This window comes from Acinetobacter sp. I-MWF (assembly GCF_025433935.1).
GTDB classification, from domain to species: Bacteria; Pseudomonadota; Gammaproteobacteria; order Pseudomonadales; family Moraxellaceae; genus Acinetobacter; species Acinetobacter guillouiae.
Genome location: NZ_JAMBAR010000001.1, coordinates 12,685 through 36,269 on the forward strand (window position 1 = coordinate 12,685; position 23,585 = coordinate 36,269).

19 protein-coding genes are annotated in these 23,585 nt (G+C 38.2%); 9 read left to right on the plus strand and 10 right to left on the minus strand.

The window, feature by feature from the left end; all coding sequences use genetic code 11:
* Positions 1-28 precede the first annotated feature (28 nt).
* From yidC to rpmH, 4 genes are read right to left on the minus strand one after another with little or no spacing between them, the layout of a single operon-like run.
* Positions 29-1,768 (minus strand): membrane protein insertase YidC, encoded by a 1,740-nt coding sequence (gene yidC, locus M2R48_RS00075; protein ID WP_004718941.1) that lies wholly within the window; start codon positions 1,766-1,768, stop codon positions 29-31.
* 5 nt (positions 1,769-1,773) lie between these two features.
* Positions 1,774-2,094 carry a membrane protein insertion efficiency factor YidD gene (gene yidD, locus M2R48_RS00080; protein WP_004718939.1) on the minus strand — a complete coding sequence of 107 codons (321 nt, stop codon included), beginning with the start codon at positions 2,092-2,094 and terminating at the stop codon, positions 1,774-1,776.
* Between the two features lie 9 nt (positions 2,095-2,103).
* Positions 2,104-2,496: a ribonuclease P protein component gene (rnpA, locus tag M2R48_RS00085; RefSeq protein ID WP_004718937.1), complete on the minus strand. Its 393-nt coding sequence runs from the start codon at positions 2,494-2,496 to the stop codon at positions 2,104-2,106.
* A gap of 33 nt (positions 2,497-2,529) precedes the next feature.
* Positions 2,530-2,664 carry a 50S ribosomal protein L34 gene (gene rpmH, locus M2R48_RS00090; RefSeq protein WP_000831329.1) on the minus strand — a complete coding sequence of 45 codons (135 nt, stop codon included), beginning with the start codon at positions 2,662-2,664 and terminating at the stop codon, positions 2,530-2,532.
* 692 nt (positions 2,665-3,356) lie between these two features.
* On the opposite strand from rpmH, the gene dnaA reads away from it, so the two are divergent.
* From dnaA to gyrB, 4 genes are all read left to right on the plus strand, one after another.
* Positions 3,357-4,748 carry a chromosomal replication initiator protein DnaA gene (gene dnaA, locus M2R48_RS00095; protein WP_004818188.1) on the plus strand — a complete coding sequence of 464 codons (1,392 nt, stop codon included), beginning with the start codon at positions 3,357-3,359 and terminating at the stop codon, positions 4,746-4,748.
* Between the two features lie 110 nt (positions 4,749-4,858).
* Positions 4,859-6,007 (plus strand): DNA polymerase III subunit beta, encoded by a 1,149-nt coding sequence (dnaN, locus tag M2R48_RS00100; RefSeq protein WP_004718933.1) that lies wholly within the window; start codon positions 4,859-4,861, stop codon positions 6,005-6,007.
* A 24-nt stretch (positions 6,008-6,031) separates the two neighbouring features.
* On the plus strand, positions 6,032-7,114 hold the full coding sequence (recF, locus tag M2R48_RS00105) for a DNA replication/repair protein RecF (protein ID WP_004718931.1): 1,083 nt from the start codon (positions 6,032-6,034) through the stop codon (positions 7,112-7,114).
* A gap of 52 nt (positions 7,115-7,166) precedes the next feature.
* The gene (gene gyrB, locus M2R48_RS00110) at positions 7,167-9,635 is read left to right on the plus strand and encodes a DNA topoisomerase (ATP-hydrolyzing) subunit B (protein WP_034613335.1); all 2,469 of its coding nucleotides are present in this window, start codon (positions 7,167-7,169) and stop codon (positions 9,633-9,635) included.
* Between the two features lie 169 nt (positions 9,636-9,804).
* Here gyrB and M2R48_RS00115 read toward each other — a convergent pair whose 3' ends face one another.
* Positions 9,805-10,812 (minus strand): putative solute-binding protein, encoded by a 1,008-nt coding sequence (locus M2R48_RS00115; protein WP_004718925.1) that lies wholly within the window; start codon positions 10,810-10,812, stop codon positions 9,805-9,807.
* A gap of 1,022 nt (positions 10,813-11,834) precedes the next feature.
* Positions 11,835-13,769, minus strand: a complete 1,935-nt coding sequence (locus tag M2R48_RS00120; RefSeq protein WP_262084738.1) for an ATP-binding cassette domain-containing protein — start codon at positions 13,767-13,769, stop codon at positions 11,835-11,837.
* 467 nt (positions 13,770-14,236) lie between these two features.
* On the opposite strand from M2R48_RS00120, the gene M2R48_RS00125 reads away from it, so the two are divergent.
* Positions 14,237-15,241, plus strand: coding sequence for a putative solute-binding protein (locus M2R48_RS00125; RefSeq protein ID WP_004718922.1), 1,005 nt, complete (start codon positions 14,237-14,239; stop codon positions 15,239-15,241).
* 63 nt (positions 15,242-15,304) lie between these two features.
* Here M2R48_RS00125 and tyrS read toward each other — a convergent pair whose 3' ends face one another.
* Positions 15,305-16,519: a tyrosine--tRNA ligase gene (tyrS, locus tag M2R48_RS00130; RefSeq protein WP_166782880.1), complete on the minus strand. Its 1,215-nt coding sequence runs from the start codon at positions 16,517-16,519 to the stop codon at positions 15,305-15,307.
* A gap of 82 nt (positions 16,520-16,601) precedes the next feature.
* Between tyrS and M2R48_RS00135 the strand changes: the two genes are divergently transcribed.
* Positions 16,602-17,729 carry an anhydro-N-acetylmuramic acid kinase gene (locus M2R48_RS00135; RefSeq protein WP_035370790.1) on the plus strand — a complete coding sequence of 376 codons (1,128 nt, stop codon included), beginning with the start codon at positions 16,602-16,604 and terminating at the stop codon, positions 17,727-17,729.
* A gap of 192 nt (positions 17,730-17,921) precedes the next feature.
* Positions 17,922-18,764 carry an alpha/beta fold hydrolase gene (locus tag M2R48_RS00140; protein WP_004818192.1) on the plus strand — a complete coding sequence of 281 codons (843 nt, stop codon included), beginning with the start codon at positions 17,922-17,924 and terminating at the stop codon, positions 18,762-18,764.
* Between the two features lie 70 nt (positions 18,765-18,834).
* Here the strand turns inward: M2R48_RS00140 and erpA are convergent, their stop codons facing one another.
* The 3 genes from erpA to M2R48_RS00155 form a co-directional block, all read right to left on the minus strand.
* Positions 18,835-19,170: an iron-sulfur cluster insertion protein ErpA gene (gene erpA / locus M2R48_RS00145; protein WP_004718915.1), complete on the minus strand. Its 336-nt coding sequence runs from the start codon at positions 19,168-19,170 to the stop codon at positions 18,835-18,837.
* A gap of 129 nt (positions 19,171-19,299) precedes the next feature.
* On the minus strand, positions 19,300-20,304 hold the full coding sequence (locus tag M2R48_RS00150; RefSeq protein ID WP_262084739.1) for a putative solute-binding protein: 1,005 nt from the start codon (positions 20,302-20,304) through the stop codon (positions 19,300-19,302).
* A 370-nt stretch (positions 20,305-20,674) separates the two neighbouring features.
* The gene (locus M2R48_RS00155) at positions 20,675-21,139 is read right to left on the minus strand and encodes a hypothetical protein (RefSeq protein ID WP_004818195.1); all 465 of its coding nucleotides are present in this window, start codon (positions 21,137-21,139) and stop codon (positions 20,675-20,677) included.
* Positions 21,140-21,341: 202 nt separating this feature from the next.
* Here M2R48_RS00155 and M2R48_RS00160 point away from each other — a divergent pair, with 202 nt between their 5' ends.
* Together M2R48_RS00160 and M2R48_RS00165 are read left to right on the plus strand one after the other, a co-directional pair.
* On the plus strand, positions 21,342-22,409 hold the full coding sequence (locus tag M2R48_RS00160; RefSeq protein ID WP_004718910.1) for an alpha/beta hydrolase: 1,068 nt from the start codon (positions 21,342-21,344) through the stop codon (positions 22,407-22,409).
* Positions 22,410-22,710: 301 nt separating this feature from the next.
* A complete protein-coding gene (locus tag M2R48_RS00165; protein WP_004718908.1) occupies positions 22,711-23,277 on the plus strand; it encodes a peptidylprolyl isomerase in 567 nt (188 codons plus the stop codon).
* Positions 23,278-23,585: the final 308 nt, after the last annotated feature.

Below are 23,585 nucleotides of genomic sequence, written 5' to 3' on the forward strand. Positions count from 1 at the left end.
TTTTCAGCTATTGCTTAATCTATGAAGATTAAACCACTTCGCTTGCGACTTTGGCTTTAGCAACATTTTTGTTGATAAACCATTGTTGCAGAATCGTGATCGAGTTGTTCACAATCCAGTATAAAACCAAGCCAGAAGGGAAGAACAGCATAAATACTGTAAACATGATCGGCATGATTTTGAAGACTTTAGCTTGCATTGGATCAGTAGGTTGTGGGTTCAACATTTGTTGAACAAACATCGTTACACCCATGATCAACGGCAAAATAAACCAAGGATCCATCGCAGATAAATCTTGAATCCAAAGCATCCATGGTGCATGACGAAGCTCTACAGATTCCATCAATACCCAATACAATGCTAAGAAGATTGGCATTTGCAACAGCAATGGTAAACAACCTGCAAGTGGATTGACTTGCTCACGTTTGTAAAGCGCCATCATTTCTTGTGAGAAACGCATGCGGTCTTCACCAAACTCTTCTTTCATGCGTTGCATTTCAGGTGCAATCACACGCATTTTCGCCATAGAACGATAGCTCTTAGACGACAATGGCCAAAGAATAAGCTTAACCAATACAGTCAATAAGATAATTGACCAGCCCCAGTTACCTACAAGATTATGGAAGAACTGTAAGCCAGCAAATAATAATTTTGCAATTGGCCATAACCAACCATAGTCTACAGTTTGGTTTAAACCAACAGCCAAGTCTTTTAATTCAGATTGAATTTTTGGACCTGAGTAGAACGTTGCATCAATGCTCATTGCTTTTCCAGCTGGAACATTGATGGTTGGAGAAGTAAATCCGATGATATTCATACCATCTGCAGATTTACGAGATTCCAATTTTGCTGTGTATTCTTGACCGCCAAAATGACCAGGCATCCAAGCACTTACAAAATAATGCTGAACAATCGCAACCCATCCGCCTTTTGCTTCAGTGTTGAGTTTTTCATCGGTAAAATTTGCAAATTTTAGCTTGTTATAATGCTCATCAGGTGTACCCCAAGCGCCACCCAAATATGTTCCAAGTGTAAAAATCCCTTGAGAGGTTTTTCCTGGATCATCGGAGTTATCACGCTTAATTTGACCAAACATTTGTCCTTGCCAATTTTGCGCACTACGGTTGACAACCTGATAGCTTACATCGATTGGATATTGACCTTGTTTAAAGGTAAATGTTTTGATGATTTCAACGCCATCTGCTGTTTTAAATACCATTGGTACAGCTAAAACTTGAGATGTTTTGCCATCTTTGTCTTTGGCTGCTTTGGCATCTGCAATAGTATAAGCAGTTTTTTCAAACGCATAGTTTGGACGATCTGGCTTACTGTCCGGACCATTCAATCCAATTAACCCAGATTGCGCAACATAGGTACGTTTTGCATCACTTTCAAGCATAACAAAAGGCTGATCACTGTCTTTGCTCTTGTCATGATTCAGTAATTCAATACGAACAATATCACCACCTTTAGGACTAATCCAAAGATGATAAAGGTCAGTTTGTACTGAAATCAATTGTTGATTTGCTGTGGCTGGTGCAGCTGTATTCTGTTGTGCAGCAGCTATATTTGCTTGTGGAACATCGCTAGTGGCCGCAGTTGCTTGACCTTTTGGCAGATCGGCAGACACATCATGCGCTACAACAGCCTGCGGTGTCGCAGCCTTCGATGTATTGTCATGACCATAGTCTTTTTGCCAAGCCAAAATGAGCAAATATGCGGTGACTAACATGGCCCCAAGGATTGCAAACCTGGCCCATTGTTGCATATCTATTACCCCAAGTGGTTAGAGTGATTTTGGTTCAATAAACGTTCACGCAAGGGTACAGGAACATGAAGCGTTTGAGAATCTATTTGCTGAAATGAAATAAAACGAATTGTTTTTTTTGGCACAGGATCATAACCATACCCACCCCAAGGATGACAACGACACACGCGTTTGGTCGCTAACCAGCTACCTTTTAATGCGCCGTGCGTATGGATCGCTTCTAACGAATATTGAGAACAAGTCGGAATATAACGACAACGAGGTCCAATGAGAGGACTAATCGCAATTTGATAGAAACGAATCAACCAATGCAATAAACGAATCATTGGTATCCTCTATTTTTGAGGGGAAGATTGAGCTATTTTATGGTGCTTTTTAACAATGCGCTGCAATTTCAACCAAGCAAATTGTAATTGCTGAAAAAGCTCAGCATTTGGAACTGCTTCTATACCAACTTTAGGCATCACCACAATATCCAATAAATCTATATTTTGCTGGTTTAAGCGAAAACTTTCACGCGTTAAACGTTTTATTCGATTTCTTTCATGCGCACGGCGCACTTTCTTCTTTGCAACAACAATACCCAAACGGCTTTTAGGCTGTTCGGTGACTTTTGCTAAGAATATAAAATGGGGTTGATGCACTTTAAAAAGCGCACCATCAAATACATCTTTGTAATCAGCAGCGCAGTGGATTCTCACCTCTGGACTGAAACTATAAAGAGACATAACACCCAAGTCGTCTATCAACTGTCTAAAAAATTAAACAGTTAAACTATGACGGCCTTTTGCACGACGGCGAGCTAATACTTGACGACCAGCCTTAGTAGCCATACGAGCACGGAAACCATGAACACGCTTGCGCTTTAATTCAGATGGTTGGAATGTACGTTTCATATCGAAACTCCAAAATTGATCTTTTCTAAAGGTTCGCGATTGTATTGTGCATTCTTTATTCTGTCAATAAATATACACATTTCTTTTATATAGACGCTTTATTTTTACCCAGACAACAACTTTATATAGATTAAATTGAATAAATTATTAAAAATATATATTCACAGCATAACTTATTCTTTTATAATGCAAATAAGAGTTACACACAGATATATCCTCAAAGTTATCCATAGGCTGATTCACAATTTAAATTTAATTTCTCAATTTTAAATTTAAAAATCGTGTTGTTTTGAATTTAAATTCATAACTGAAGCTTTATCCACAGAAATCCTGATCCTTATAAATAAATTCAAATTTAAAATTTATATTTATTATTATTAGGGAGCATTTTTTCTGTGGAAAACCGCTTTTTTAAGATAAATAATAATAACTTACCCTGTGAGTATCCATGTTTCTATTAATTTGATGGATTGTGGATAACTTTCTGTGATAATTTATCCACAGCTTGTGGAAAACCTTATCCACAACTGCTTTGAATTTGAATTTATTTACAGAAGGTTGCTTTTTTGAGCGAATTAGATTGAATTAACCATGACAGATGTGGATAACTTGGTTAGAATGGCGACCCCTTCACCTACAGGGTAGGGGTAAATAGTCTTTTTTGAATTTAAAATTGAATGAAGGGGTTTCACATGCTTTGGACGGACTGCTTAACTCGCTTGCGACAAGAGCTCTCTGATAATGTCTTTGCCATGTGGATTCGTCCTTTGGTTGCAGAAGAAGTCGAAGATACTTTAAAACTGTATGCACCCAATCCATATTGGACTCGCTACATTCAAGAACATCATTTAGAACTGATTTCTATTTTGGCAGAACAATTATCTGAAGGTCGTATTCGCAAAGTCGAAATTTTAGTCGACTCGCGTCCTGGTGCAATTCTTTCTGCTGCTGAACAGCCTGCTACCACAACGGCAGCGCTTGAAAGTTCTCCGATGCCTACACAGCATGTCAAAGCCAAAAAAGACAAAGAATATGAAGTTGTTTCTGCAAAAAATGTGAAGAAACGACAACTTAACCCATTATTTAACTTTGCTTTATTTGTTGAAGGTCGTTCAAACCAAATGGCGGCTGAAACTTGCCGCAAAGTTTTAACACAACTCGGTGAATCTCAACATAATCCACTCTTTTTATACGGCCCTACAGGCTTAGGTAAAACGCATTTAATGCAAGCGGTTGGGAATGCATTATTACAGGCAAAGCCAAATGCGCGTGTGATGTATATGACTGCGGAAAGCTTTGTCCAAGACTTTGTCAGCTCTTTGCAAAAAGGCAAGGTTGAAGAATTTAAAAAGAATTGCCGTTCTTTAGATTTATTGTTGGTGGATGATATTCATTTGTTGGCAGGTAAAGAAGCCAGTCTTGTTGAATTTTTCTATACATTCAATGCTTTATTGGATGAATCTAAACAAATAATTTTGACCTCTGACCGTTATCCAAAAGAATTAACTGAATTGGATCCGCGTTTAGTCTCGCGTTTTTCATGGGGACTATCGGTTGGGGTTGAACCACCAGATATTGAAACACGTATCGAAATTTTGCTGAAAAAAGCTGAAAGTAGTGGCATCGATCTGCCTCGAAATTGCGCTTTATTTATTGCACAACAGGTTGTTGCCAATGTGCGAGAGCTTGAAGGTGCTTTAAACAAAGTTGTGGCAATCTCACGTTTTAAGGGGTCTGCAATTGATCTAGAAGTGGTGCGTGAATCATTGAAAGATGTCTTGGCAATTCGTGCCCGTACCATCAGTACTGAAAACATTCAACGCGTAGTGAGTGAATACTTCCGTATTCCATTGAAAGAATTGGTGGGACCAAAACGCACACGTATTTACGCACGACCACGTCAGTTGGCGATGGGGCTTGCGCGTGAGCTTACTGGAGACAGTTTCCCTGAAATTGGGATGGCATTCGGTGGTCGTGACCACAGTACGGTCATGCATGCCTGTGAAAAAGTGCAAAGTTTACGCGATGAAGATCCAATTTTTAATGAGGATTATAAAAACCTCATGCGCCTGTTACAAAGTTAAAATTTGTACAAATTATGCGCTTGCAATGCGGCATAAACTGCCGCATAGTACGTCATTAAAAAAAATTTATTACCCACATTTTTGTCATATTTAGTTAGAGGAATTCCACCGTGCGTTTGAAAATCGCGAAAGAGAGCTTACTTAATGTTTTGTCCCATGTGGTTGGAGCAGTTGAACGTCGCCATACTTTAAACATTCTTTCAAACGTGAAAATTCAAGCTACAAATCAAGCCCTTACGATTACAGGATCGGATTTGGAAGTGGAGCTTGTGGCAAGTACAACTCTAGCTGAAGGTGCATGTTTACAAGCAGGGGAAACCACAGTTCCTGCACGTAAGTTGGTCGATATTTGTAAATCTTTACCAGCAGCAGCTTTGATTGATTTGCAGATCACTGAAGATCAACGCTGTATTTTAAAATCTGGAAACAGCCGCTTTGTTTTAGGAACCTTGCCTGCTGAAGATTATCCATTGTTAACCAATGAAAATAGCCAAGGCACTCAAGTTCAAGTCACTGAGCGTGAATTAAAACGTTTATTTGAAAAAACTTCATTTGCCATGGCTGTGCAAGATGTACGTTTTTATCTGACAGGTACATTATTGGAAATTGATGAAAATCAATTACGCGCAGTCACTACCGATGGGCACCGTTTAGCATTGTGTGAAACATTAGCGTCCTCAACTGCTGCACAATTGGTTCAAGCCATTGTTCCACGTAAAGCAGTCGGTGAGTTACAACGTCTTTTAAGTATCGAAGATGAGCAATTGACCTTGTTAATTGGTCGTGAATTGTTAAATGTTACCATTCAAACCTCTAGCCGCGACAAAGAACAAGGCGATATTACGGTACGTTTCACAACAAAATTAATTGATGGGAAATTCCCTGATTATCGTCGTGTGATTCCACGTGGCGGTGACAAAGTTGTAAATATTCCACATGATGTATTTAAGCAATCCTTACAACGTGTTGCGATTTTAAGTAATGAAAAATTACGTGGTGTATTCTTAAACTTTAATGCTGATTCTTTGCAATTACGTGCCAATAACCCTGAGCAAGATGAAGCGATTGAAGATTTAGCTATTCAATATGCCAATGCGCCGATGGAAATGTCGTTTAATGCGCAATATATTTTAGATGTATTAAGCGTTTTAGATGGTGATGATGTCGCAATGACCATGTCTGAAGCGAATCAGTCGGTATTGGTACAAGATCCAACCCAATCTAATCAAACTTATGTTGTGATGCCGATGCGTGTTTAATTGATTTATTTTTAAATCATAGCCATGCATATTACGCGTTTAAATATACAACGTGTTCGAAACCTCAAGACGGTTGCTCTGCATGAGTTGCAACCGTTTAATGTTTTTTATGGACAAAATGGTTCAGGCAAAACTTCGATTTTAGAAGCCATTCATTTATTGGCAACAGGTCGATCTTTTCGAACACATATTCCTAAAAATTACATTCAAAATAATCAATCAGACGCCATTGTTTTTGCCCAATCTTTAACTGAAAAGATTGGTATGCAAAAGCTGCAAAGTGGTGAGCAGTTAATTAAAGTCAATGGTGATACTGTTGCAACCCAAGGGCAGCTTGCCAAAATCTTACCGTTGCAACTGATTGACCCATTAAGTACCGATATTATTGATCATGGGGCAAAACCACGTCGCCAATTGTTGGATTGGCTCATGTTTCACGTGGAACCAGATTTCTATCATGCATGGCAATATTATTCACGCGCTTTAAAGCAAAGAAATAGCTTACTTAAAACCAAACGTAATCTGACTTTGCTCGATTTAGAGCCGTGGAACAAAATGCTCAGTGATTATGGTGAAATGTTGCATTCTCAACGGGTCGAGATTGTTGAGCAATGGAAGCTATATTTGCAAGAAGATTTGGCGCAGTTGCTACCCGATTTAAAGATTGAAATGGAATACAGTGCAGGGTTCCATGTGGAACATGGTTTGGCCAATGACTTGATTCAATATCACCAAAAAGATGTTGATCGACGTTATACCGAGTATGGACCACATCGTGCAGATATCCGATTAAAAACCCCATTAGGCGAAGCGGATGTGGTACTGTCTAGAGGGCAGAAAAAGTTATTGATAATGGCTTTAAAACTATCACAAATTGCCATGTTACATGCCTGTAATAAAGAAACTGTGGTATTATTAGATGATGTGACAGCAGAATTAGATTTAAGCGCACAACAACGTTTAATTGAGCGATTGAGCCAACTTGGTAGTCAAGTTTTTATTACCACACTAGACCATGAATCAGTAAAAAAACATTTACATGATTTGTCTATTTCCTACCAGTTATTCAATGTTGACCAAGGTCAGGTAAGTGTTGTTGCAACATGATTTTAGATTTTAGCCAATTTTGGAAAGACCTATTTTTCACTAGGGAGAAACCATGAGTTCAGAAGATCAAATAGCTTCTCAAACAGAACCAACCATTGAAAAGGCTTATGATTCCTCTAGTATCAAAGTATTACGTGGTCTAGATGCAGTTCGTAAACGCCCAGGTATGTATATTGGTGATACTGATGATGGTTCAGGCTTACACCATATGGTATTTGAGGTCGTCGATAACGCGATTGATGAAGCTTTAGCTGGTCATTGTGATGAAATTTTAGTGACTATTCATGAAGATGAGTCAGTCAGCGTTGCAGATAATGGACGTGGTATTCCAACCGATATTCACCCGGAAGAAGGTGTCTCTGCTGCAGAAGTAATTCTTACGATTCTGCACGCAGGTGGTAAGTTTGATGATAATAGCTATAAAGTTTCAGGCGGTTTGCACGGCGTAGGTGTATCTGTAGTTAATGCACTTTCAAGCAAACTTGAACTTACGATTCATCGTGCTGGTCATATTCATCAACAAGAATATAAACATGGTGATCCGGTTTATCCGTTAAAAATTGTGGGTGATGTCGAAACCACAGGGACCATTGTTCGTTTCTGGCCAAGTACTGAAACGTTTAGCCAAACGATTTTTAATGTCGATATTTTGGCACGTCGCTTACGTGAACTTTCATTCTTGAATGCGGGTGTTCGTATTGTCCTACGTGATGAACGTGTTGCCTTAGAACATGTCTTCGATTACGAAGGTGGTTTATCTGAGTTTGTAAAATATATTAACCAAGGTAAAACCCATCTCAATGAAATCTTCCATTTCACCACTCAAGCTGAAAATGGCATAGGTGTTGAAGTTGCTTTGCAATGGAATGATACCTATCAAGAGAATGTTCGTTGCTTTACCAACAATATTCCACAAAAAGATGGTGGAACGCATTTAGCTGGTTTCCGTGCAGCGTTGACACGTGGCTTAAACAGCTACATGGAAAATGAAAACTTACTCAAAAAAGAGAAAGTTGCAGTTACTGGTGATGATGCGCGTGAAGGCTTAACAGCAATTGTTTCAGTTAAAGTACCTGATCCTAAATTCTCATCTCAAACCAAAGAAAAATTGGTGTCGAGTGAAGTTAAACCTGCTGTCGAGCAGGCAATGAACAAAGCCTTTTCTGAGTATTTATTAGAAAATCCTCAGGCTGCAAAATCTATTGCAGGCAAGATCATTGATGCTGCACGTGCGCGTGATGCTGCGCGTAAAGCACGTGAAATGACACGTCGTAAGAGTGCGCTTGATATTGCCGGTCTTCCAGGTAAGTTGGCAGACTGTCAGGAAAAAGATCCAGCACTTTCAGAATTATACTTAGTCGAGGGTGACTCTGCGGGCGGTTCTGCAAAACAAGGCCGTAACCGTAAAATGCAAGCCATTCTTCCGCTCAAAGGTAAAATCCTGAACGTGGAACGTGCACGTTTCGATAAGATGATTTCATCACAGGAAGTGGGTACGCTGATTACTGCATTAGGATGTGGTATTGGCCGTGAAGAATATAACCCAGACAAGTTGCGTTATCATAAAATCATTATCATGACCGATGCTGACGTGGATGGTTCACACATTCGTACCCTGCTTTTGACTTTCTTCTTCCGTCAAATGCCAGAACTTGTGGAACGTGGTTATATTTATATTGCGCAACCACCATTGTATAAACTGAAAAAAGGTAAGCAAGAGCAGTATATTAAAGACAATGATGCTTTAGAAACTTATTTGATTTCAAATGCGATTGATGAACTTGAATTACGTGTCAATGCTGAAGCGCCTGCAATTCGTGGCGTAGCATTAGAGAAAGTGATTGCTGATTATCAAACCTCCCAAAAGAGTTTGCAGCGTTTAACCGTACGTTATCCTGCGACCTTGCTGGATGGTTTATTAAGTCTTGAGCATTTTAAACTTGATCAAAATCATGACCAAGATTATGTACAACAATGGGGTGAGAAACTTCGTGCTGCGATTGAAACAACGCAACCAAGTTTACGTCCAGTGTTGAGCTTGGAGTCGTTTGATAAAGAAACTGCTGATGGGCTTAAAACGACGATTTATTTCCCGCGTATAACGATTTATGTGCACAATTTACCGCATAGCTATTTATTAGATGCGGGTTTATTGGCATCGGGCGAATATAAGCGTTTATTGCAAAACTCGAAGAGCTGGTTCACCTTGTTAGAAGAAGGTGCTTATCTGCAAAAAGGCGAACGTAAAATCAACGTTTCGACTTTCCATCAGGTCTGGCAACACATTTTGACAGATTCACGTCGCGGCATGATGATCCAACGCTATAAAGGTTTGGGTGAGATGAATGCTGAACAGCTTTGGGAAACTACAATGGATCCTGAAAACCGTAATATGCTGCAAGTGACCATTGATGATGCAATTGAAGCCGATCGTATGTTTGCATGTTTAATGGGCGATGATGTAGAACCACGTCGTGCGTTCATTGAAGAAAATGCATTAAATGCAGATATTGATGCTTAATTAAACTCATTTTAATCAATAAAAGGGAATAAACCTCGGTTTATTCCCTTTTTTATATCCACTATTTTAATTTTGATGGTACTACTGCTTCTATTTAAAAATTTAAAGCAAAAAAACCAGCTTATCAAAGCTGGTTTTTTGTAGACTTTAGCTTATTTCAGCTAAAGTATTATTCACCACCTAGCGTACATTCAAAGTTGGCTTTATCTACTGAACAACGTGCTTTTTTCAACACAGACATCATACCTGCATCATAAATACCTTGTTTAGTCAGTTCTAAACGACCATCACGCATTAATTTTTGATATTTCAGCTTATCTTCAGCGGTTAAATTCATTTTGTATTTTGCTGGAATAGTCGCTTCTAAGCGATTAATCATAGCAAAGCTTTTTGGCAAGTTTTTCACAAAATAATCACGAGATTTTTGACCAAAACCTGCAGGGAACTTTTCAGGACGGATGACAAAGTCAGCAGTTACTTGTAATACAGGGAAGTTAAACATTGCCCCATTTGCGCCTAAACCTTTTTGAATTTCAAGCGGTTTGTAGGCATAAGCTGGTGCACCGACCATATCAACTTGACCATTGTTGAATTTTGCAACAAAGTTGGTGATATCTGAAGGAACTGCTTGTGCACCAACACGTTGTACTAGAATTTTTTGAGCGCTGTCATAGCTTAACACAGCAAACTTTTTCCCAGCGGCTTTTTCAATCGAGTTGATATTTTTATCACGTACAAAAATAAATGCTGAACCAAGTGGTGCAATACCAGCAACTTCGTATTTTTTACCACCCAAGGTTGTGGTCATTTTTGCAGCATTACGCGCATCTAAGGCAAAAGTAATGGCTTTTTGTGCAATCGCATTACTTGGCACACCACCAATAGAGTCGATTGAACCCACAAATTTATTGTATTGACGCGCACGCATTGCAGTCATAAATACGCCATCGCATTTGCCTGCTTTAAAGTCGTTATCTGCAACAGCCTCATCTTGTTTTGGAATGAGATTGATATCAGCGCCCCAGCTTTTTGCTGATAATGCCCATTCTTGTGCCATTTGAAATGATTCACCTGACTTACCTAATAAGTCAAATACGCAGACATCTGTCGCAGCTTGAGATGCTGAACTAAATCCAACGATTGAAGTTGCAGCAATAGCGAATGCAATTTTTTTCATATTTTCGTCCTTATCTATTTATCCATCTTTAGGAACTTTTCCATAAGCGCAATATTAATCAGCTTTGTTTGAAAAAAATAGAGCATTTACTCCATTTATTATTTTTTTTTTGACAATTATTGTGAATTAGCGACTTAACTCTCATTTCATCGACAATCTTTTTATAAGTAAATCAGTTTTTTAAGTCTGAGTTATGCTTTTTCATTACAAATTGTTCGAAATTCATGATCTATGTAATTTTAAATAATTTTGCTGAAATCAAAAAAAATTAGATGAATGTTCATTATAAAAAGCGACGAACGGTTAAATTTTGCACTTGAATTTTGTTCTATTATTAACCAAAATAATGTTGATAAGTATGTGGGTAACTTTGCAATTAAGCCTAAATTCGATCAACACTGACTGATTTAATCACGTATAAAACTTCAAAATTATTAAAAAATGCTCTCAAAGAATGAGTCAGAAGAACTGTTTTAAAATTTTAACTTATCCACAAGCAATTGATAAAAAATATTTTTAAGTTCAAATGAATTGTCTTTTTTAAAGCCTTTTTTGCTATTATTTAGGTGTGCTAATATGTTCCACGGTGGAAATTGTCTATTATAAATAAAAGTTATGATTTTATTTTGTCGATTCAAAGATGCTTTTAGGCTTGGACGCGGCTGTTGGATGTGGTTTGGAGGTTGAATAAAATAAGCTTATGATTTTTATTGGATTATTGTGATAAAAAGCCTTCTTTTTGATCTGGGGAAATCTAAAGTAATGAGAAACAACACCTGAGTGTGTTTGCATAGCGTGGCTATGTATTGAATTACTGATGATTTATGAGAAGAGGTATAGAGCTTTAAATTTTGTTAAGGTGATGAAGTTGCGGTTAAAATTTTAAACAAAATTATTTTTATAATTTAACTTATTGAATTTTAATTATATTTTATTAAAAAGCTAGAAGAGGCATTTGCCTATTTCTAGCTAATTTGAGGGGCTTACTGTCTTTAAAAGCACTTTTTAATTAAAAGCGCCTTTTAATCGAAAGAGCTTTCTAATGTTTCTAGTTCCATCATCAGTTCAAGCATTTTTTCTTCAGTTTGTTCTAATTTTACTTTTAACTCTGTCTGTTCATTCATGAGTTTGAGTAAATCATCTTTACGGTTTGCCTCATAAAGGGTTGAGTCTGCAAGTAATGCTTCAATTTCTGCAAGTCTAGGTTGAATTTTTCCAATTTGGCTTTCAATTTTCTCGATATTTTTACGAATAGGACGGCTCAGTTCACGCTGACGAGCAGCTTCTTTACGTTGTGCTTCTTTATCGAGTTTTGAAATACTTGGCTTTTCAACCACCTGAGATTGAACAGGTGCACTAGGCTGTTGTCCATTCTTGATCATATCGATACGTGCTTGACGTAACCACGTTGCATAATCTTGTAAATCCCCGTCAAATTCCTTGCTTTGACCTGCATGAACCAAAATAAGTTCATCACAGACTGAAGCGATCAGCTGACGTTCATGGGAAACTAAAACCACAGCACCTTCAAAATCCTGTAAAGCCATCGTAAGTGCATGGCGCATATCTAAATCTAAATGGTTAGTCGGTTCGTCGAGAATTAAAACATTTGGACGCAGCCAGACGATTAAAGCCAAAGCCAAACGCGCACGTTCACCGCCAGAGAAGCTTTCGCTTGGGGTGTCCATACGTTCACCACTAAAACCAAAACTTCCTAAAAAGGAGCGTAATGCTGCTTCACTGATCTTTGGGTCAGCAATGCGAGAAAGTTGTAACATCGGGCTGGCATTGCCATCTAAAGCATCCATTTGGTGCTGGGCAAAATAACCAATGTTGAGTAACTCAGAATCTTTACGTAAACCTTGAATCAGCGGTAAATCACCGACTAAAGATTTAATTAGGGTCGATTTACCTGCACCATTCATTCCCAGTAAACCGATACGACTGCTTGGTGTAATCTGTAAATTTACATTGGTGACAATTAATTTATCGCCATAGCCAATATCTGCATGTTCGAGTGTGAGCAGCGGTGAACTCATTTTGCTTGGTTCACGGAAACTAAAGGTAAATGGATTATCGACATGTGCAGGGGCAAGTTCTTGCATACGTTCAAGTTGTTTAATACGGCTTTGCGCTTGTCGTGCTTTAGTCGCTTTGGCTTTAAAACGGTCAATAAATTTTTGTAAGTGTGCTTTAGCTTCTTGTTGCTTTTCAAACGCTTGTTGTTGTTGTGCTAATCGCTCAGCACGTGTGGTTTCAAAAGTAGAGTAGTTGCCGGTATATAAAGTCAGTACTTGATTTTCGATATGTAAAATATGATCTGTGATTGCATCTAAGAAATCGCGGTCATGTGAAATTAAAATGAGCGTGCCTTCATATGCCTTGAGCCAATCTTCTAGCCATAAAATTGCATCTAAGTCTAAATGGTTGGTCGGTTCATCGAGTAATAGTAAGTCTGAGCGACTCATCAGGGTCCGAGCAAGATTTAAACGCATCCGCCACCCACCAGAGAAACTTGAAACCAAGAGTTCTGATTGATGCTCAAAAAAACCTAAACCAGCCATCAGTTGAGATGCTTTAGATGCAGCTGTATAGCCATGGATTTCTTCAAAACGGCTATATAAATGCGCTAACTCATCATTACTCAAATCTTCAGAATGATTTAGTTTGTCTTGGATGAGCCAATATTCTTCATCACCAGATAACACAAAATCAATAGCTTTCATATCTAAAGCTTTGATTTCCTGAGCCATATGGGCAACGGTCCATATATTTGGACGGGTTAAGCTACCGCTGTCTGACTCCATTCCACCCAAAAGTGCTGAGAACAATGTGGATTTACCCGCACCATTTACACCTGTTAAACCAATTTTCCAACCAGGATGAAGTTGCATAGACGCTTTTTGGAATAAAATGCGTCCACCACGGCGAATTGAAAGTTGGTCTAACTGAATCATAGGAAACTGACTATTGAATATCGGATGCGGTATAGTAAAGGATAAATGGTAGAGTTCAAAAAATGTATTTGATAAAAGAAGTGACAAAATGTCTTTTCTTGAGTGAAAAGCACAATAAATTGGGTAAATAAGATCAATTCAAAAAAACAAGCAATGCTTTATTGTGAGTGCTTCAATAAAAAATGCGTATATCTCCAAAACCAGCAGCAATCATTAGAATATTTTAATTTTAAAACCACTCAATAAAAAACCGCTCAATGAAATCAGCTCAGCCGCTTATTTTTATCAGAATTTTGTCCTAAATTTTTTATCTCATCTAAAAGTTGGTTAAAAAACTAACACAAAATATCCAGTTTATGTAGAATTAATCACAGTATCACCTAAAAATGTGTAGTTAAAGTAAAAGACTCGGATTGCTTTTACATCTACAAGGATAAATCTATTTATAAAAATATGGACGTTAGATGATGAATAAAATAGGATATTTACCGATTGTTTTTTCAGTTTTTTTTTCACCTCTGCTACAGGCAAAACAAAATGTGTGTGTGTTTGATTTACTGGGTAAAGCAGGTGAATCTTATAAACTCATGGAAGAATGGGCTTTAGCTGCCAAAGCATGGGGCGCTGATATTAATTTAACCGTGTATCAGTCAGAAGAAGCTGTGGATAAAAATTTTAAAACCAATAAATGTGATGCCGCGGCAATGACCACGATGCGTTCACGTGAATACAATAAATTTGGTGGATCTATTGATGCTTTGGGAGGAATTCCCAACAATGAAATTGCCAGAAGAGCGATCAACTATGCCTTGGATAAACGCAATGCAAAAAGATTGGTTTCTGAAAAAAATGGGGTCAAATATGAATTGGCAATGATTACCCCGATTGGTATTGCTTATATCTTTGTTAAAGATCGCGCAATGAATACTTTAGAAAAGGGCAAAGGTAAAAAGTTTGCCTATCTGCATTATGATCTTGCACAAAAGGTTGCTGTTGAACGTGTAGGTGCAATCGGGGTTCCTTCTGATATTTTTAATTTTGTGAAAAAATTTAATGATGGTGAGGTGGATGCGATTGCTTCACCAGCCTATGCCTATAAACCATTGGAAATTTATAAAGGTTTAGGTAGCAATGGTGCAATGTTTACTTATCCCGTAGTGAATGTGACTGCCGATTTAATTATTAAACCTGAGCAGTTTCCAGAAGGTTTTGGTATTAAGTCACGTGAGTGGGCTGTGAAGCAGTTACCAAGTTCATTTAAGAAAATAGAAAAAATGGAAGCTGAAATTCCAGCAAAATATAAATTAAATGTATCTAAGGATGATGCACTCCGTTATCAGAAATTATTGCGAGAAGGGCGGATTGAGTTAACAAAAAGAGGGGTGTACGATCCTGTGATGATGTCGGTACTGAAAAAAGCACGCTGTACGGTAGATCGCACCAACTTTGAATGTTCACTTGCAGGTGAATAAACTTATTCAATAAAAAAGCCATCAATGTTGATGGCTTTTCTGGTTTTATTGGCTTAGACGGGATTAATCGGTAAAGGTCACTTTTGCAATGGCTTTTTTACTTGCCTGAATAACCAAAGTAACATTTTCTTTCACAGTGAAGTTTGCATCCACAACTTCCCAATCTACTTTTACGGCTCCACGTGAAACAGCATCTTTAGATTGTGCTGAATTCTTGGTTAAGCCTGCGGCACGTAAAATAGACACAATTGAGATTTCTCCATTGTATTCACCACGAGAAATAGTCACTTCAGGCGTACCTTCAGGTAGCTCGCCTTCTGTGATTAAGTTACCCGCACCTTTATGTGCATGTTCAGCAGCTTCAGCGCCATGGAAGCGTTCAACCAACTCAAGTGCAAGAATTTTCTTAATGTCTTGCGGATTACGACCTTCAGCCATTTCTTTGAGAAGAATGTCAATTTCGTCCATAGATTTAAAGCTGAGTAATTCAAAATAGCGCTCAATCAAGCTGTCAGGCATAGACAATACTTTTTGGTACATTGCGCCAGGGGCATCAAATACACCAATATAGTTGCCTAAAGACTTCGACATTTTATTAACGCCATCCAATCCTTCTAGGATCGGTACGGTAATACATACTTGAGCTTCTTGATCATAACGACCTTGAAGAGTACGCCCCATGAGTAAGTTAAAGGTCTGGTCTGTACCACCAAGCTCAACATCGGCTTCAAGCGCGATAGAGTCGTAACCTTGAACCAAAGGATATAAAAACTCATGAATAGCAATCGGTTGATGGCTATTATAGCGTTTAGTAAAGTCATCACGTTCTAGCATACGCGCAACAGTTTGCTGCGAAGCCAATTGAATCAAATCAGCAGCGGTTTTTGTTGCAAACCACTCAGAGTTAAAACGAACTTTGGTTTTATTTGGATCAAGAATTTTAAACACTTGTTCTTGATATGTTTTGGCATTTTCTAAAACTTGTTCACGCGATAGCGGTGGACGAGTCGCACTCTTACCTGTTGGGTCACCAATCATGGCGGTATAATCACCAATCAAGAATGTGACATCATGACCAAGATCTTGAAACGCTTTTAATTTGTTAATTAAAACAGTATGACCCAAATGTAAATCTGGGGCAGTTGGATCAAATCCTGCTTTAATTTTTAAAGGACGATTTTCTTTTAGTTTCTTCAGAAGATCTTCTTCAGAAATAATTTCGTGAGTGCCTCGGCGAATGAGGGCAAGTTGTTCTTCAGCCGGCAGGAAATTTGACATTACAAAAACCCAAATACTTCAGTTAGACTATTTGTGCGATATACTAACATTTTTTCAGCATAATGCAGGCGAAGAATATCTCATGACAACAATCTATATTGGCGTAATGACTGGAACCAGCATGGATGGCGTCGATTTTGTTGCTGCTTCATTTGATCCTTTACATATCCATGCCACGCTTACAGTCGCTTTTGATCCTCATTTACGTGATGAATTGATGGCATTGACCTTACCTGATGATAATGAAATCGATCGAATGGGTAAGGCGGATGTCGCTCTTGCAACCATGATTGGCAATGGTATTAACCAACTTATACAAGAAAATAATTTAGATAAAAGCCAAATTAAAGCGATTGGTTGTCATGGACAAACTATTCGGCATCGCCCAGAACATGGGTTTACTTTACAAATTGGTGATCCAAATATTATTACGGAAATTACTCAAATTCCTGTGATTTCAGATTTTCGTCGTCGTGATATGGCGGCAGGTGGGCAGGGTGCTCCTCTAGTTCCAGCGTTTCATCAAGCTTTATTCCAACATTCAACCATTCATCGAGTGATTCTCAATTTAGGGGGGATTGCCAATGTCAGCATGCTGCCTGCTGGTGATGAGCAGAATGTTTATGGTTTTGATACAGGCCCTGCCAATATTCTTATGGATGCGTGGTGTCATCGTTATACTGGGCAACCTTATGACGAAAATGGCAATTGGGCAGCTTATGGTCAACCGATACGTTCATTGTTAGATCGCCTTCAAGCAAATGAATACTTCTCTAAAGAACCTCCAAAAAGTACAGGGCGTGAAGACTTTAACTTGGAATGGTTAGATGAGCAGATTTTAGATTGGCGTAATGATTTAGAATATGATGAATTAGAAGATACCCCTGAAAATATTCAGGCAACGTTGATGAAACTCACGACACGTGCCATCAAGAAAGCCATTTATCGTTCGCCTCTAGATACGGGTGAGGTCTATGTTTGCGGTGGAGGTGCTTATAACTCACATCTACTTGAACAACTCCGTTGGCGTCTACGTAAGCACAATTGGTCTGTACAATCGACTTCTGCATTGGGCTTAGCACCGACATGGGTAGAGGCAACTGCATTTGCATGGCTCGCCATGCGTTTTGACCAACAGTTAAGTGGCAACCTACCTGCTGTTACGGGGGCAAAAGGCTATCGTATCTTAGGCACGATTACAGCAGTTTAAAAATAAAATGATTGCTAAGGTGAGTGATACACCTTAGTAATCAATATTTACACAAGAACAAGTGAGGTATAGCAGTGTGAGATATTTTGTAGAACAATGATCGACCTGTTTAGCGCTGAGATTGTCCTTTACTGCTGTTAAAAAATAGCGCATAAGCTTCCACTATCAATAAAAATTAAAACTGAGATCACAATGAACTTAGCGATACAGAAACAGCGCATAGAATCATTTCAAAGAGAGGGTTTTAGCTTTGATGTGATAGATTCGGGTCCTTTGGATGGGCAGCCTTTTGTCTTGTTACATGGTTTTCCTGAAACCAATAAAAGCTGGCAAGAAACTGCAGAGATCCTGAATCAAAACGGTTATCGTACTTTTGCTGTCAATCAACGTGGTTATAGTTTAGGTGCACAACCGCAAAACCGCCGTGATTATAGAAGTTCTGCTTTGGTTGAAGATGTAAATGCTTTAATCGATATGATCCAACAACAGGTTTATTTAGTTGGACATGATTGGGGGGCAGTGGTTGCTTGGGATGTTGCTCAACGCTATCCTGAAAAAATAAAACATTTGATTACGATTTCTGTACCGCATAAAGCAGCATTTATGCGTTCGATGTTCAGCAGTAATCAATTGTTAAAATCTTACTATATTGGTTTATTCCAGTTACCTAAAATTCCAGAATTATTATTTGAGAAATTACCGAAGTTGGGTCTAGGTTTATTAAAAGATTCAGGAATGACCGCAAAACAACTCGAAGATTTCCAACAAGACATCGTGGTGGAAAAGCGCCTAAGTTCTGCATTAAATTGGTATCGGGGACTTCCATTTAGTTCAAATAAAAATTTAACCCAACCAGTTTGTGTGCCGACTTTATTTATTTGGGGCAAACATGACTCGGCGATCGGTTCTAAAAGCGTTGCCTTAAATCATCATTATGTAAAAGCAGCTTATAAAGAAATTGTGATGGATGCGACGCATTGGATTCCAGTGCAGAATGCAAAACAATTGAGCCAACATATTTTAGAAACGATTTAAGCTTGATGTCTCAACCATAAAAATGCCCTCATAAGAAGAGGGCATGATTTGATTCAAAATATGCTTTGAATTAAATGGAGAATGATGAACCGCAACCGCAAGTTGTTGTTGCATTCGGGTTTTCTACAATAAAACGTGAGCCTTCTAAGCCTTCAATATAGTCAACTTTAGAACCGACGAGATATTGATAACTCAACGAGTCAACCAACATTTTTACATCACCATTTATAAATTCAGCATCATCTTCATTCATACTTTCGGCAAAGTTAAAACCATAAGAAAATCCTGAACAGCCGCCACCCGTTACATAGACACGTAACATCAGATCTTGATTACCTTCGCTATCACGAAGTTGGCGAACTTTATTTGCAGCATTGTCAGTCAGCTCAAGTGCTTGGGCGGTCATGATATTGTTCCTCAGATTTCAAATGGCTTAAATGAAAAGACCATATATTCAGTATAACATACTCAATATATGGTCAGTGAGTGAACTTTAAAGTAAATTCAGACTAAATTTATCGGATTTAATCTAGAATTATTTGTAGTTCTCATCTTGTAGCGCACATTCAAAGTTTTTCGGATCGTTTTTACAACGGAATTGCCAAAGGATTTTCATCATTTGTTTGTTATAAACGCCTTGTTTGGTCAAGCTGATACGCGATTCACGCATGAGTTTTTGATAACCAGGCTTATCACCATCTGGAACTTGCATCCAGTATTTCGCCGGAATATCTGCTTTCATTTTTCCAATGATAGTGTTTGCACGAGGCAATTGCGTTTTAATCCAATCACGAGATTTTTGACCATAGCCAGCAGGGAATTTATCTGGACGAATGATGATATTACCTGTGACTTGTAGCAGTGGGTAATTCACAATAGCGCCTTTGGTTCCTAAACCCTTATGCAGCTCTAAAGGTTTAAATACCGCTGCAGGTGCACCAATAATATCAACCTGACCATTATTGAATTTACTGCCAAAATTTGTAACATCCGCGGCAACTGCTTGAGCACCAATTTGTTGAACCATAATTTTTTGTGCTTGGTCATAGTCGAGTACCGCAATTTTTTTACCTGCTGCTTTTGCAACGGTATTGATATTGCGGTCATTGACCATCAAGAAAGCATCACCTACTGGAATAACACCAACAACTTCATATTTTCCGTTGGTCATGTATTTTGCAAAGTTTGGATTTGCTAAGCCTTGCATGACTTTTACCGCGAGATTGAGATCTGGAATCGCACCAATTGCATCTAAAGAACCGGTGAAACTATTAAATTGGCGGCCACGCATACCTGTGATACTGACAGCATCACATTTACCCGCTTTAAAATCTTCTGCAATAACAGATTCATTTGAATTCACTTTTAATTCCAGATCCGCACCCCAGTTTTTCGCTGCAAGTTGATAATCTTTCATTAAGGTAAACACATCACCATTTTTGCCTACTAAATCAAATACACACATGACTTGTTTTGCTTGAGTGGCAGATGTTGCAAGCAAAAGACCCGCAGCAGCAATGAGAGCATTAGACCATTTCATTATTTTTTTCCTTTCCATGATCAATATTATTCATGTTCAATTGAATCGAAGAGCTTCGACCAATAGAACTTTGTGACATCAAAAATGTATCTAGTTTAGAAAATCGTTTATTGCTAAACCCAACATGATCTATTCTGAACAATCGATTTTCCAAATCAATTGTTCGGGTTCAATGATGAATTGATGTTATTGAAATCATTACTTGAAATGAGTCGGTTCGCAATGACCCAAATGACAAAATTTCCTCAGCAAAGAAGAAATGTCAGAAGCTATTAATTACTGAGGAAAATCATTACTTTTGCTTTTATAAATGAATAAATTGTTTGCTAAAAAGACAAAAGAATCTGGGTTAGCGCCAGATTCTTGAACATTAATCTTGGTTTTGATCTCTGTTTTTACGCTCATCACGTCTTTTATCACGTTGCTGTTGTTGATTTTGACGATCACGCTGTTGCCATTGTTTTTGATCAGGTCTATTGTCCCAGCGATGGTCACGATTTGATTTATTGTTCCAATCTTTTCTATGTTGTTCCCATTGCTGCTTTTTCATTTGATCACGTTTGGCTTGTTCATATTGCCAACGTTGTTTATCCCAGTTCTTTTGGCGCCGTTCTTGTTCAATGCGCATTTGTTGTAAACGATAAGCTCGCTCGCGTTCCCAACGTTGGCGATCATTGTTTCGGTCATATCTTGGATCATAGCGTTGTCCATAGCCATAATCTCGATATACGGGTTGCCCATAGCCGCGAGAGTCATAACCATCTTCAGGAAATGCAACACAACCAACAGCAATAATAGATGTTATGAATGAAACAATTAATGCTTTTATAGCCATAAGTTGTCTCCATTTAACAAGCAAAATAGCAAAAAAAAATTCAGATATAGCAAAATAGTCAATGACAAGTCATTTAACTCAGATTAGCGTATTTAAAAATTATATTTGTATATCGATGATGAGACTTGTATAAGATTATAGTCAGTCGATACCTGATCATGTAGACAATATGAAGAATTTGAACATTTAAGGAAGAAGCGTAATGGTTGCTTTTCAACGTAGTATTCATGATTTAGTCGAAAAAGGGCAGGGTTCGGCAGGTAGGGCTTTAGATCGTTTGCCTACATTCGCTCAAGAGTCATTAACCAAGTTATTGGGTTACCCGTACCAGTTTCCTCAATTGGATAGTTTCACCAAATGTTTGATGGCAGCTCAACTTAAACAGGGCAAAGTGGGTTTTATTGGCGCAGATGTAGAGCGCTCTAGAAAGCAATTTGAATCACAAATGCAATCTATTATAAACAAACCGACCCATATCCAATTTGTTGAAGATATTCGTCTTCCGTTACAAAGTGGCAGCGTCTATGCACGCCATTACCATCCTGCACCAAATAAAAAATTGCCAATGATTGTATTTTATCATGGCGGTGGTTTTGTGGTGGGTAGTGTAGACACCCATGATGAAGTGTGTCGCTTAATTGCTGCTCATGCAAAAGTTCAGGTTTTAAGTATTGAATATCCACTCGCACCTGAAGTTGGCCCACGTGACCTAATTCAGTCTTGTGAAGATGCTTTGGCTTGGGTGTATCAAAATCGCCGTCAATTTAAAATTCTCAAAAACCGGATTGCGGTTGCAGGAGATAGTGCGGGCGGAAATATTAGCGCTGTTGTTGCACAACGCACAGTCAATACAGTGTTTGCGCCTCAAGCCCAGTTCTTGATTTATCCTGCCGTTGATTTTAAGAGTCGACATCCATCTTTCTTTGCTTATAAAGATGGCTTGGTGTTGACAGGCTCAGATATTGATTATGTGACCGACTATTATGCGACACGTTTTAATATGGCATTGGATGATCCAATCATTTCACCGACCAATGGCCAGCTAAAGAAACTTGCCCCTGCATTTGTAGTAACGGCTGGACATGATCTTTTGCACGATGAAGGTAAAATTTATGCTTATAAGTTACGTCAAAATGGGGTAAAGGTTCATTATCAGGATTATGAAGATCAAACCCACGGATTTATTAACTTAACCCCTGTTTCACGTAAAGCTAAAAAATACGTTATAGAGATGAGTAAAGAGTTCCGTAAATTCTGGGATAAGCAATAACACAATATCATCTTGTACAAATCACTTTTGTTTCACGTGGAACAAAAGTGATTGATTAAAAAATAATCAAATAAGAATAATTGTTCTATAAAGGCTAAGCACACGGATTTATCCATACAGTTCTTTTGTTGATAAAGCATCATCAACATATTCAACAACCAGTAAGGCTTATGACAGCTATATAGATATAGTCGTGAATACTGTTGAGTATTGGTAAACGTGTTTAAATGTCATTTTTCAACAGAATAAAAGCAGACTACTATGAGAGGCTTATTAATTTAAAATGTTTAAGGAAAAGAGAATGATCAAAAAAATAGGCATCGGTCTTGCTTTAGTGGTTTTGGTGAATCAAGCGTTCGCCAATACAGATATGCAAATTAAAACCAATTTAGGCAACATCAATATAGAGCTTTATGATGATCAAGCACCGATATCAGTAAAAAATTTTAAGAGCTATGTAAATAGTCAATTTTACAACGGCACCATTTTCCATCGTGTTATCCCTGGTTTTATGATTCAAGGCGGTGGTTTTGATAGCAACATGAAAGAGAAGGCTACTCAACCAGCGATCCAGAATGAATCTAGCAATGGCTTAAAGAACGTTCGTGGGACTTTGGCTATGGCACGGACTAATGCGCCAAACTCTGCAACCAGTCAATTCTTTATTAATGTTGCAAATAACGACTTTTTAAATAAGTCTGCTGGAAACCCTGGGTACGCCGTATTTGGTAAGGTGACACAAGGACTGGATATCGTCGATAAAATCGTACAGACACCAACACAAACAGTGGGTATGCACCAAGATGTACCTAAACAAGCTGTAAAAATCATCAGTATTCAAACAATAAAAACAAATGTGAAAAAATAGTTAAAAAATAAAGCAGAAATATTTTATTCACATTTCTGCTTTAATATTAAAAGCTTATGCGACAAAAAGTCTAAAAATGAACCAAAATAGTGCATAAAAATACAACACTCAATAAAACAATCAGTTAAAAGCACTTGCGTGTGTAAGAAATTGCCCTATAATGAGCTCATCCCGACGCGATACAGCAAACGAACTTAGCTTAGAGGGTTAAGTTGTTAAATGTTTATTGCGTCTTATTTATCACTGACGAAGTGATAAATTAATCATTAAGAGAATATGAAGAACAACTTGTGTGGATTTTTACTGAT